The organism is Pseudoalteromonas sp. NFXS53 (assembly GCF_056629255.1).
In genome coordinates, this window is record NZ_JBWVBR010000002.1 from 189022 (window position 1) to 202083 (window position 13062).

Genomic DNA, 13062 nt, shown 5'->3' on the forward strand with positions numbered 1-13062 from the left:
GGCCTTCAGTTTAATTGTGAACACTCATACTAAAAAATGACCATTAGTATGATGAAACTTATTGCCAATGAAGCCCAGATAACAGCCATAAATTGCGGCCTATTTTTACAAAGAATCAGTACAATAGGTGTGATCAATAAGCTCATCCACATGCTCATATGCGATGAAAAAAGGCACAGCATTGGCAAAGTAAACATGCTCGATAACACAATCAAATAAACGTACTGAGTTCGTTTTATTTGCGAGAACTGATTTAAACTTCTCCAAAATAGCTGATGCTTTCGAACATACTGGTTCGTTTCAATAAATAAACTTGACCACCATAACTGGTTTATTAATGCACCACCTAATGCATACCAATGCACAAGATCAGAACGCTCAGTCACTATTATAAAAACCGCCCAAAACACTAGGCCGCTCATAGTAACGCGCCAAGTGAGTGACCAAATGTTGTCTTTAAAATAGCTCAGCCAAAATGTCCAAGGTGTAATAGTTATCTGATAAGAACAATTGAGCCGTTTCGGTAAATATAACGATATTAATAGCAATAAGTTTAGCGCTAAAAAGAACATCAAGGTTGATTCAAAAAAGAGTAAACCTATAAATGCAAGAATAGTTGCCCAGATAACTGCCGCAGGTCGATACATTAATGCAAGGGCAAAACTAAGCTGAGTGAAGGCAAATGCAATATAATGTGGCGCACGGCTTAGCTTGTCTGCCCCCATTGCTATCATCAAGAACACACTCAAGCCAAATAAAAGATGGCACATCATTAAAGCTTTAATATCACTGAGTATTTGCGGTAACTTATTTTTAAGTAATGAGATATGAAAAGTACGATGTTTTAGGTCTAAAATCGCAGGTTTTAACACCGTGAGTAATAAGGACTGAAAAATTAAGTATGCCAAACCGACTTGCATACTGACCACTTCACTGCTGCTTTGTACAATTTTACCTAAGCCAAAAAATAAGCCCGCTATAAGCCCTGGTAAAAAAATATAAAACAGTGTCATGAGCATAAGCACAAACTGCTGAAGCTGTTTAAATAACTCGTTTATGGCAAGACTAAATGCCTGATGACGGTATGAAAAGTAATGCTTCATAACGCTTACTCTGTAAACAAGGGCTGTTTATCAAAGCCTATTTCAACGAAAGGTTCTGGCTCATGACAACTAATTATTAATTGCCCTTGATACTGCTCAATCCATGCAAGTAACGCTTTTACACTATCGGCATCAAGCGCTGCGCTCGGCTCATCTAAAATTAAATAATCACAGTGACGCATCATGGCATTAATTAATTGCAGTTTCTTTTGATTACCCGATGACAGCTCACCCACTTTAGTATCGAGAAATTGATTGAAGTGTAACATTTCACAAAGCGTATCTGGCCATTCACATTGCCAACTAGATTGTGTGAGCGTCAATATTTGTTTCGCAGTTAAAAAGGTAGGAAAAGGGATTTTGTCTGAGGCAATAGCAACTTGGTTTTGTAATTGCGAAACCTTAATATCATCTAATAAAATTTCACCACTGTAATGAGGGTCGAGGCCAGCAATAATGGTAAATAACGTTGTTTTCCCCAAGCCATTTTCGGCTTCAACACACAACTTATTTGCATTAAAAACGTTTGAGTAATTTTGAAAAACGATTTTATTTGCAAAGCTCTTGGTAAGATTTTTTACTTCAATCACACGGTACTCCTTTTTGAAGAGCATGACTGTAGCATATTTCGGGATAAAGATATGGGGAGAATAAAAAGAAGTTTACTGGCAGCCTCTACAGGAATCGAACCTGTAACTACCCCTTAGGAGGGGGTCGTTATATCCATTTAACTAAGAGGCCAAGCCATTGATATTTATCATATATAGCTAATCGCTCAGATTCAAGCCTAGAGAACTTGCAAAATTGAATATAAGCGATAAAAATGCGATTTAAGCTATCGCGAAGACACCAAAATGTTTTCAGACCTTAGAACATACCAAGGTATTAATTTACTTGATGTCGCGATGACTTTCTTACTTTCAAGCGACATAACTCGAGCATTCACTAGTACCCCTTTCTCACGATAAAGCATAGTGCCTGATAGAACGTATTCTGCATCGTCAGAGTTAAACCTTGCTTTAGATTTACGGCTAAATACATAATCACCCATACGAGAAATATGTCCGTTATCCATCAGTTTAGTATCCACGACTTGATAGCCAAAGCGATGTAGTTGATGCATAAATGTTTCAGCAAGTTGGTTCCCTAACTGATCACTGGTTTGCAACGTGCCATCTAAACGAACAAATGAAGCCACAGCGAGCTCTGTCGATACATTCTGTGTTTCACTCAGTAAATCAGATAACTCAATAGCCATTTGCTCTACATAATTGTCGAGTTTTACAAAATGGTTCATTGGCACATAGTCAGGCTTGGTTTGCTGCATTTCTTCGAGTTCAGGCTCAGGCTGCATTTGAGCAGTCATCTCATCAATGGTCATTGACTGCTCATTCATCACAACCACTGATTGGCTCATGGTTGGCTGTCCCATTAATAAACTGCAGCCAGATAACATAAGTGATGCAATTGGCACTGAAAGCAAAGTGAGAGATTTCATCATGGCCCCCTATCGCGCGCTCGATTTCAGCATAATACCGTCAGTGCGCTCGCTACTACCTAGTGCATCTAATACGGCTTGAGGTATTAAACCTTGCGCTGAACCCACAACAGCTTTACTTTGCAAGCCAACCACACGGACGTTAACTAATACACCCCCTTTATGATTGACTAGAGTGCCAGCCATCACATACTGGAAGTTTTGCTCTTCATCTAGCTCTAGATAATCACGACTGAATACGAAATCGCCTTTTGGCGTGACGCGCATGTAGCCAGTTGTTTTGAAGTCGATAACAGGAATGCCGTATTGATAAAGTTCATGCATAAAGCTCTCTGAGATCTGGTTACCCAATAGCGTACCCTCGTCGTACTTATCATCCAAAAATACAAAACTGGCAACAGCCAACGGCGTGTTTTGATTTACATATTTTAAGTTCGACGCTAGGTCTTGCATCATACCGCGAACATAGTGGTTGATATTTTTCTTAGGACCATTATGTGCGCCAAACATTTGCTTTTGATCAGGTGCTTCTGCTTGGAAAAACTGATTGGTATTGAGAGGTGACTGAATACTGCGCGTTACTTTGCTCGAATGGATAGTTTGCGCATTACTTTCATAACTCTCTTGCATTGCAGCGCAGCCCACAACAGATAATGCTAATAATGATGTTAACAGTGCTTTCATGTTCTGCTCCTAATTAATACTCTGCTCGGTATAGTTTGTCGTTGCGCATTTGTACTTTTTCGTCTGTCCACATGACATTAATCGGCACCTCGGTGAAAGCTGCTGATATCACTTGCCCGTTAAGCACGTTAACCAAGCGTGCATTAATCATGTTTGCATGCTCTTGTCGTGTGATCGTACCAAGGATCACGTAGTCAATGTTTTGACGAGCTCGAAGGCTATTGAGATCTCGAGTCAGCATATCTTCATGATGTTCACTGACAGTGATTGAATTACTCAGTCTATGCTCAACCATGCTGTAACCCAATTGCGTCATTTGGGTTATCAGACTTTCTTGAATTTGCTGGCTCAGGCCACTGCTTTGTTGAACGGCAGTTTTTTGCCCCAACTCAGTTGCCATAGTGAAGCTCATTACGGCAATGCTGGCATTTCTCAATCTGCCCGCCTCACCTCGATATAACTGCGAAGCGAGGTTACTGGTGTATTGATGAAGTGAGAAACTAGACATGCCCTTTACCTCCATAGGTAAAGACCCCTCTACTCCTTTGGGGTTAGCAAGTTCTTCTTCTCGTTTAATCTCATTTAATAACTGGCAGCCACTTAATAACATGATCAGGGCTAATATACACAGGCGCATGACAACTCCGCATAACTCTTTTCTTTGTAAAAGCAAGAATCACGCCACAAGAAACTACAGCCAATCTCTTTGATTAAGGCCGCCAAACTGTGAAACAAAACAACTCACTTGATATTTCTGCCATTGCGAACAGACTGCTTGCGCTTGTTCTTTTGTTGCAAACGCACCAAATTTGAGTCGATAAAATTGTTGCTGACCAATTTGTTTAGGCTCAAGTCTCGCTTCTTGTATTTCTTGGTCAGAATTCGCTAGCTTAACACTCAATGTTTTATACACTTGCTTTGCTTTTTGTCTGCTTTTTACCGACGCAACCTGCACAGAATATTTTGCCGTTAATAAGTTACTGCTCGGTTCCTGAGTCGCAACGGTACCTAGAGCAGGCTGTGCTGAAGCCAATGCATGTTCTTGAACCGGTTTATCTGCCTTAAAGAGAGAAATAACAACCTCTTCTTTTTTGTCTTTACGTGGCACAGGCACTTGCGAAATAAGTGTGTTAGTAGGCTTATCCGCTGACTCTTCATTTTTACCTTGCTTATGCTGGTTGTTATCGGCCAAAGTGAGGTTTGCTTTATCATTATTTGCAACAAGGCGATTTAAATCACGCACTAGCACACCCAAAGTTTGCTCATAGGCAAGTAAGCGGTCTATGCCAGCCTTATTTTCTTGCCATTGTCGAGCCATTTCTTTTAACTGCTGATATTCCTGCTGAGTTAAAGTGACTGTTTGACCGCTTGAAATTGCTTGCTCCTCTTTTGACATTGAAGCACAGCCACTAAGCATAATTGCACACACTATAAGTAAGAAGCATGTCTTTATTTGTGATTTATTATTGTGTGAACTGAACATATTTAACCTCACAAGGTAACCCTTTACTTACTGCATCTACACACAGTGCGGTGATTTTATCTTTATCTTCATGGTCATATGAAACAGACAACAGCCATACACCATCATTTTGTTTTATAAAGAACGGCGAAACATCCAGTATGTTGTGCCATTTATTTTTTACAAGATGCCAGTACGCCTTCAAAATATCTAAATTATTGAACTGACCAACGACTGCAACATAACCTGAATAGCGCTGTAAATTTTTGAGCTGAATATTAACATCAGAAAGTACATCACCACGCGGTGACAATGTCACTTTTGCTTGCGTGTTATACCCTAGCTGCTTTGTTTCTAACTTATGTTCATCAACAAAGATGTCGTACTCTCCTGGCCTAAGATCTGTAAACAAGTAATAGCCATCAAATTCAGAAATCGCTTCAGCCACGACTGTTTGATGCTTATCTTTTAATAGCAGCTTAGTGTGCGCAATCGGCTTGCCATTTTCATGATATAAAACACCTTCAATTTCACCGGAATAAACGACTGGAATATCTAATGACGCCATTGCCCCAGCCCTCGGTGTAAGAGAGTAACCTTCATTAGCTGGCAACATGAAAGGATCTGCAAAACTGGTTTCGACGACTTCAATATCAGTGCGACGATTTGCCATAACACCAGCTAAAACAGCCACGCCTCGCTCATCTGTTTTGGCTTTTCGATACGACTGTATGGCTCTTACAGTGACATTTTCTAAAGGTGCTTCTGTGCTATCAAAAATGCCATTGTCATTTTCATCGAAGAAGACTCTAACAATAATGGTGCCTTTATTTGAGAGTCTTTGCTTAGAACCAAAAAACTGTTCATTAATTTGGTTATAACCAAAGCTAAATCGAGTTGAAAGTTGTAGTTGCCAATCATCATCACTGTCGTACTGCGCGGACGTGTTTAAAATAAAGTCATCAAAAGAGAAGTTAAGCCCAAGCTCGGTACTTTCGAGGCCCGAGTCAACGCCACGCTTAAACCTGAGTTGACCTCTTAAGGTATTATTAAAGCTGCGGATAAAATCAGCTGAGTAATCACTTACTTTCAGCTCAGGGTAAATATGATAACCAAAATTAAACCTGACATATGAACGCCTTAAATTAGCTTTAAAATTTAAGTTCCCAGAGCCATACTCATCTGTACCCTGCCAATACCAATCAAGTTGATTGCCTAAAGCGTATTTTGAAAAGCGGTAGTTAAGATCATGACTCAAACGAGTTACGCGTGTTCCATCTGTGCTTGTCACTTCAAGACTAGTTAAATAGTTTAGTCGTGTGCGCTGTTTTTTATAAATATCACCAGCAAGGGTCGCCTTAGCCGTATTCACAGCGACCTCAGAAAAGCGTTCTCTGCTTAATGCGAATCTAAGGCGTTGCTCAGATACTAACAACCTAGCTGTGGCTTCACTCAAATAATCTTCAGAGTTACGACTTTGATGTGACAAATTGAACAACATCTTTCCATTTGGTTTATAACTTAAGCCTGACGCAAATTCCTGAGTTTCTTTTGCCTCTTCGGTAAATCTTGAAGCCCCGACATAGGTACTTAATTGATGAGAGAAAACATGTTCGAATCGACCTGAGAGTCTGACTTCACCGACATCAAAACCATTTTGTGTATCATTTAAGACGCGCTTGCCATCTCTATTGATTGAAATAGCATAGGTGCTCTGCCCTACCTCTTCGACACCCTCACTGAAATAACGCTCTGTATGCTTCTCAATTTGACCTTCAGTCCCATACTTAACGACTTCAAAAATATTTTCACCGAACAAGAGTTCAATATTGTCGAAAAAGAACACACCAGCTTGAATATCGAGTTTGTGATCTATCAAGATGCCATTCTGATATAGCTCTATGTCCCAGCCATCGTCTGCAATTCCATTAATTGACACTCGCCCTGAACTCGTTTTAGCTAGCAGCGGAGCATTAGTTAAGCTCACCCCTTGCGATAAACTACCAATTGCGCGCTCGCCAAATAAGATAGGTTGAATATCACCAAACTTAATCTCACTAGCATTCAAGCCAAAAAGTGCACCTTGGGGAGATTGACGACTAAAGGTAAGCCTTGAGTCTTGAAGTAGATCGCCACTTTCCCCAGATAAGAAGTATTCCGACCGTAAATAAGCTAATTCGTTTGAACCTGTCAGTGCATAACTTAATAAGTGATCATTATCAGAATATCGATAACGTGTATTTAAATCGAATAAAGGAGTTGATAAGGCTTGGTAACTGCTATCAATCTCTGGAAATAAAGCACCACCTTGCGAAGACGTAGTGTTAATTTGCTGAGCTTGTCTGGCTAGTGCTTGTTCAACAGGAAAATAGCCTTTACCTTGGATTGTTAAAGACTGCTGAACATAGTCTGTGCTTAATTCAAAATCAAACCATGTTTGCAACTGGCGAATATCAACATAAAGTGACCCACCCTCAAACAACAGTGCGGTCTGCCCAAGCTGTTGCTTTTCACTATTCAGCACTAACTGATATGATTCAGCGTCAAGTAAAAAACGATTATCAGGATCTTTAAACCAGCCTTCAGCTTTATTGTTTGTATAAGATATTGGCAGAGAAAATAAATCTATAAAGCTCTCTAGCTCAACATAATACGCATGCGGGTTTTTAATCGCCGTTAGCTCGCCAATATAATTTTGGTTTAAGCTGGCAGATAAAAACAGTACCTCACCGACAGGAATATGCTCTCCTGATTGGGCGTCTATTTGTTTACTTGGCTTCGTATTCTTTGCATCCGATAATGTATTTTGGATGGAGTTCAGTACCTTGATCACTGCGCGCACATCAGTCGAGGCCTCAACTGAGAAAACAGAAGCAACCAATAACAGGATACTGAGATAAGGCAAATAAAAGCGCACGAAAGAAATAATGATTAGTTAATATCGATTTGCTGTTCGAAAAATACCTCTCCCTGATATTCTTTTTGTCCTGAGTACTTAAGCGTAAGCTTGCCAGTACCAGATAAACGATATCCATCAAGGAGCGTCATAGGTAATAAAGCGCGATCGAGCTCTGAATGGATACTGTAATTTTCAATGATCCCAATTCGCTGTCTTTCAGCTTTTCCGCTTGGTGTAAAAAAAGCCTCAACCCGTCCAAAACTGCTAAAGTGACCTTGCTTTGCCATTAAGATTTGAAGTGTATCGTTTTCGTCTGCTCGCTTGAGGTCAAGCCCTGTCAATGAAACAACAGGAGTTTCTCTTTCGACTCTTAAAATAATTGGCAATGAATAGTTTACTTGTATATCTATATTAATGCCTTTTCCACTCGAAGATGTCTGCTCAAGAGGTAAGGCACTCAATAATAAGTGAGAGCGATATTCTCCCGGAGCGAGTGTTTTAGTGCGTCGCACTGACAGTTTAATGATTTGTTTTTGACCTGGTGCTAAGCGTATTTGGCTTGGACTCATTCTCACCATCGCACTTAAAGATTTATCATGGGTACCTTCTAGGTTTTTATACCCGCCCTCAGGCAATGCTGCCCTTTCTTGCCAAGATAATCGGTAGCTCTGCACTTTATCTGAGTTATTCACCACAATTAATCGCTCTGATCTTTGTCTTTCTTCAAAAGCAACTCTAGTCGGTGAAATCAAAATATTTGCATGCGTAGGAAACGAAGAGAAAAGGCATGCTAAAAATATAAGTAAAACAGAAAGGTATTTAAACAAGGTGGTAGCCTTAAAATCGAGAAAGTTAGTATGAGAGTTCAATACTGACAGAGCCTTGATACTCTCCGTCGTTATATACAGCTCCGTCTCCGGAGGTTTGTAAAATTGCGCCGATCACCAGTTCAATCTCACCATAAGCGTTCGTTTGAGCTGTTGGTTTGAATAGTAGTTGGTTAATAGAAAATGATGCGACACTCCCCTTTAACTCATAATTCATATTTGAGCTGCTAAAACTAATTAAGGTGTTAGCCGGAAGTGCCTCAAAGAAGAGTCTGGCAGGGTGCCCTCTTTCCATAATATGTATGTCATTGGTTGATGACATAGCACTATTGGTAGGCAGTTTAAGGGTACTCACTCTATCATTACTTGCGACAACTATGGTGCCAAAATCAAGTGATTCAAGCACATCAGCGAATACTGATGTGCTCGCTAAAGAAAGTACTAATAAACTTCTAATCAATGACTGACCCTAGTTTAATAACTTACTATAACAGTGACGGTACCAGTGTAGTCACCGTCTACGTATTCGCCATCGATATCATCAGTCGTCAGCGTCGCACCCAGATTAAACTCTGCGTTACCAGAACCATCTGTGGTGATTGTACCTTGGTTTGTCGTTATTGCGATGTCTTGGTTGGCGTTTTGCCCCACTGTGGCATAAAGTGTAAACGCGGTGATCTTAAAAACAGGAGTGGTACCTGGGCCCGTTGTTGCAAGCTCTACCGGTGTTGTACCAACATCTGGCAATTCAATCGTTAATGGCGTGTATTTAGTGGCCTCTGCGATTGTAAGCTGAGCAGGTTGTGCAGTGGCAGAATCTAAAATATCCATAATAGCCGGATCAGAGCCGCCAGCAGCCGTTGTTGAAATTTGTAAATTCGGGTTTGCAGGTACACTTAATGCAGCCGCTGAAGATGCCTTTGATACGGCCCTTACTGTACCGAAGTCTAACGTCTGCTTTACTTCAAGCTTAAAGGTGTTTTGAACAGTTACTTTTGCATCAACATTTTGCGTTTGCGAACTCGCCAAAGAAGGTAAGGTAAAAGTAGATAAAGCTATCCCTAGAGATAAAGTAAGTAGATTTTTTGTCATAACAGTGTCCTTAATAAAATGCGAGCGCCTTCAGGTATCAACTTTAAATCATTTGCTAATTTATTATCCCAAATAATTCTTAATCATCATACAGAATCAAGGTTATTGTTTGAGACATATCAATAATTTGAAATCTGTACTTTCATTTAAAGCTAATACTTTTGTTTATTATCTATTTTCTTCAACTGTACACAATACGCCAATGTTATTAATAAATGCACACAGCTTATTGGCATCATCTCTATTTTTTACAGTCTTTAATGTAGGCACAAATCTACTTTGAAATCGATGAGTTTGTTCTAATATTTCAGCTGATAAAAGAGTATCTAATTTAGGTAAGCGTGCATATACCTTGTTAAGTTGAGCCTGAGCACTGCTTTCACTGAATACAGGCTGTAAGCTTAGCTTGAACCCATGCGCTTTTTTTGTGTGTGAAGTTTTTAGATGAACGTTTTTATCTATCTTGTGTAGTTCTGTTTTTGGTTTAGTACGCAAAGAAGCAGGAAGGCTTTGTAAATCGCTTTGCTCAGATAACGTAGCTATCAAGACTTTAAGATCTTGTTCCATAGAAACCAATCGCTTTAACTCTTCTTTGTTGTTCTGAAGCTCCATTAAAAAGGCATCATCAACAGTCTTTTTGTTTGATTGGGTTATTGAAACAGGTGAGTTATGAGGGCTTGTACAAGCAACTAAAACACAAAAAATAATAAGTAACACAGTGTGTCTCAGCATAAAACCTCTTAGGATCAGACAACAAACAAGTAAATCTATTGATATTTTACAATGACAAAGCGTCAGATTCTAGAGAGCGTGTTAAGTGCTATATAACTTCAACTGCTGAGTCATATTAAGATAAGGAATGAAAGTGTGCCAACCAATTCGGAGCCATGACAAGCTAAATTACACTTATTCTTTTGGTTAACTAAAGTAATTAGTTACTCGTTCAAAAATACTAACTGCACCAACCAACATAAATGGCAATGCAACTATAAACTTAACTTTTTTGTTTTTAATCGAAATAATTAAAACCAAAACGACTAAAGCAAATAAAATAGAATAAATAGTATAGTTTTCCACTCTATAAACTCATCATGCCAGCAAGCATTTAACCCCCTTAAAAAAGTCAAACATTACTATCAACATCTTCCAACTTGTAATAAATTCCAATAAACCGGGTAAATATGAAATAAAAAAACAATGAAAATATAGACATGAATACGGTAAGTTCTATTGCTTCAAACCCTTTGCTAGCACCGTAAACACCGACTAGAGCACCAATTACTGTCATAATAAAAGGTATGCTCTTCCTATGTATTCTTAGATAAGTAGAACAACCTCTACATAGAATAACTTCTTGTTTCTTTAACATATCAATTTGTTTTTGGCTCATTTCAGCATTACATTTCGGGCAATGTTTTTTCATATTAAACCTCAATATATCTAGTAATAACATTTAGATGTTAATACCAATCAACTTATCAAAAAGTATAATTCAAACAAAAACATTAACGCGCAAATAGAGATAGGTAAAAATAAATATATTTTACTCTTAGCATGAGGAATAAGCTCGTCTAACTCTTTCACACTCTTACACAAAAACAATTTTGGATTATCCATCATAAACAATGAAAAAATACTTCCCGAAAATAATACTATTGATAAATTATAATTAACTGAGTATAAATAAAACCCTAAGAAAAGATTTAAAAATAACGTAAAGCAAGCGATCCTAACAAGTGTCTTTGGTTTCATATTACAAACTCCTATGAGTGGACTGCTTATTAAAGCAGCCCATTTTTAAATTTACCTAATTATGTGTGTATATATTGCCGAACCAATGCCCCAACCTACACCAAAAGAAAAACCCAAAGCTCCCCCTATAACGCCGCCTCGAGTTGCCCCAATTGATGATCCAGTTAGTGCTGCACCTCCAACAGTCCCTAAAGCAACCCCCCAATTAAAACCTTCTAGTGCATCTCCACCTTTTACTTGTTCAACTTCTTTCATATTTAATTCACGCATAGTATATACTCCGTATATCCGAGCTCTCTGACAAGCTCGGAACAGTTAAGTGCTATCCTTATTTAATAGCGTTTAATTTGGCTAGTTTTAGTTTCACTCTAAGCTGACTAAAACTAGCCTTCCTTCTCCTAGACTCGCAAAAAATATAACGAGCCAAGAAATCCATTTATAAAAAAACTCACTTTCAAAGAAAACCTTAAGCAACTAAAAAGCCAAGAATAAATTAACAGCATAAGAACTTATGCATTGAATAATTAAAAGGTAGGATGGTGTAATAAAAACGTCAAACTTGAATTTAAATAAAACCTTAAATAAAAGATAAAAAGCGTAAAGAAAAAAAGTAAATTATTGAAATTAAAAAACTTTAAAACAGTATGAAATATTCACAAGATGAACTTTGAAAAATACATACTAGAAATTTAAGATAAGTAAAACAATAAATTATTACGTAATATTTAACAAAGAAAAATACGAATTAATTAAGCAAAATCATTATTGCCATTTATTAAAAAGATTTTTAAATTCTAAGGGACATGTTTCTTTAAAATAGATAATTAAGAAGTTTTATAGGTTTTACTTTAAGGTGTTTTAAATGATTTTAATAAAAAGCTAGGGTATATTTACCCTAGCTAAAATTTATTTTAAATTGAAACTGGCGCTTTGATATGTGGGTGAGCTTGGTAATCAACTAGCTCGAAGTCATCAAACTTGAAGCCAAAAATATCTTTTACTTCCGCGTTAATCTTCATTGTTGGTTTAGGGAAAGGCGTACGACTTAATTGCTCATCTACCTGCTCTAAATGATTAAGGTATAGATGAGCATCACCGAAAGTATGGATAAAGTCACCAACTTCTAAATCACACACCTGAGCAATCATCATAGTCAACAGCGCATAGCTTGCGATGTTAAATGGCACACCTAAGAAAATATCAGCACTGCGTTGATAAAGCTGACAAGACAGCTTGCCATCTAATACATAAAATTGGAACAGTGTATGACATGGCGGCAGAGCTTGTTTACCCATAGCTGCATTTTCACTTGGTGAGTACTGAGTATCAGGCAATAACGCCGGGTTCCAAGCACTTACGATTAAACGACGTGAATCTGGGTTTGTTTTAATTTGCTCTATAAGTTCTTTAATCTGGTCGACTACTTCACCATTTGGGCCAGTCCATGAACGCCATTGCGCACCATATACAGGGCCAAGCTCGCCTTCTTCCGTTGCCCAACCATCCCAAATACTTACGCCGTTATCTTTTAAGTATTGAATATTTGTTTCACCATTCAAGAACCAAAGTAACTCATGAATAATAGAGCGTAAGTGACACTTTTTAGTGGTGACTAACGGAAAGCCTTCTTGAAGATTAAAACGCATCTGATAGCCAAACACACTGATTGTGCCTGTGCCTGTTCTATCTTCTTTTTTAGTGCCATTTTCTTTGACATGGCGCATTAACTCTAAATATTGTTTCAT

General features: G+C 38.4%; 14 protein-coding genes and 1 tRNA gene. All 15 read right to left on the reverse strand.

The window, feature by feature from the left end; genetic code table 11:
• Window positions 1-29: 29 nt before the first annotated feature.
• Complete coding sequence (locus AC1HJP_RS03655) at window positions 30-1103, reverse strand: DUF6136 family protein (protein WP_480360411.1); 1074 nt, start codon at window positions 1101-1103, stop codon at window positions 30-32.
• Window positions 1104-1108: 5 nt separating this feature from the next.
• Complete coding sequence (locus tag AC1HJP_RS03660) at window positions 1109-1693, reverse strand: ABC transporter ATP-binding protein (RefSeq protein WP_480360412.1); 585 nt, start codon at window positions 1691-1693, stop codon at window positions 1109-1111.
• Window positions 1694-1769: 76 nt separating this feature from the next.
• Window positions 1770-1844 (reverse strand) — tRNA-Arg (locus tag AC1HJP_RS03665).
• Window positions 1845-1938: 94 nt separating this feature from the next.
• Window positions 1939-2604, reverse strand: a complete 666-nt coding sequence (locus tag AC1HJP_RS03670; protein WP_480360413.1) for a FlgO family outer membrane protein — start codon at window positions 2602-2604, stop codon at window positions 1939-1941.
• A gap of 6 nt (window positions 2605-2610) precedes the next feature.
• Window positions 2611-3285 carry a FlgO family outer membrane protein gene (locus AC1HJP_RS03675; protein WP_421962930.1) on the reverse strand — a complete coding sequence of 225 codons (675 nt, stop codon included), beginning with the start codon at window positions 3283-3285 and terminating at the stop codon, window positions 2611-2613.
• Between the two features lie 13 nt (window positions 3286-3298).
• Window positions 3299-3922, reverse strand: a complete 624-nt coding sequence (locus tag AC1HJP_RS03680; RefSeq protein WP_480360414.1) for a FlgO family outer membrane protein — start codon at window positions 3920-3922, stop codon at window positions 3299-3301.
• A gap of 54 nt (window positions 3923-3976) precedes the next feature.
• The gene (locus tag AC1HJP_RS03685; protein WP_480360416.1) at window positions 3977-4681 is read right to left on the reverse strand and encodes an SPOR domain-containing protein; all 705 of its coding nucleotides are present in this window, start codon (window positions 4679-4681) and stop codon (window positions 3977-3979) included.
• 67 nt (window positions 4682-4748) lie between these two features.
• Window positions 4749-7589, reverse strand: a complete 2841-nt coding sequence (locus AC1HJP_RS03690; protein ID WP_480360417.1) for a carboxypeptidase-like regulatory domain-containing protein — start codon at window positions 7587-7589, stop codon at window positions 4749-4751.
• A gap of 89 nt (window positions 7590-7678) precedes the next feature.
• On the reverse strand, window positions 7679-8398 hold the full coding sequence (locus AC1HJP_RS03695; RefSeq protein ID WP_480360420.1) for a fimbrial biogenesis chaperone: 720 nt from the start codon (window positions 8396-8398) through the stop codon (window positions 7679-7681).
• Window positions 8399-8498: 100 nt separating this feature from the next.
• The gene (locus AC1HJP_RS03700; RefSeq protein ID WP_480360421.1) at window positions 8499-8933 is read right to left on the reverse strand and encodes a DUF4402 domain-containing protein; all 435 of its coding nucleotides are present in this window, start codon (window positions 8931-8933) and stop codon (window positions 8499-8501) included.
• Between the two features lie 14 nt (window positions 8934-8947).
• Window positions 8948-9565 (reverse strand): hypothetical protein, encoded by a 618-nt coding sequence (locus tag AC1HJP_RS03705; RefSeq protein ID WP_480360422.1) that lies wholly within the window; start codon window positions 9563-9565, stop codon window positions 8948-8950.
• A gap of 168 nt (window positions 9566-9733) precedes the next feature.
• The gene (locus AC1HJP_RS03710; protein WP_480360423.1) at window positions 9734-10297 is read right to left on the reverse strand and encodes a hypothetical protein; all 564 of its coding nucleotides are present in this window, start codon (window positions 10295-10297) and stop codon (window positions 9734-9736) included.
• 391 nt (window positions 10298-10688) lie between these two features.
• Complete coding sequence (locus AC1HJP_RS03715; RefSeq protein WP_480360424.1) at window positions 10689-10988, reverse strand: hypothetical protein; 300 nt, start codon at window positions 10986-10988, stop codon at window positions 10689-10691.
• A 380-nt stretch (window positions 10989-11368) separates the two neighbouring features.
• The gene (locus tag AC1HJP_RS03720) at window positions 11369-11587 is read right to left on the reverse strand and encodes a hypothetical protein (protein ID WP_480360425.1); all 219 of its coding nucleotides are present in this window, start codon (window positions 11585-11587) and stop codon (window positions 11369-11371) included.
• A gap of 641 nt (window positions 11588-12228) precedes the next feature.
• Window positions 12229-13062: a thymidylate synthase gene (locus tag AC1HJP_RS03725; RefSeq protein WP_480360426.1), complete on the reverse strand. Its 834-nt coding sequence runs from the start codon at window positions 13060-13062 to the stop codon at window positions 12229-12231.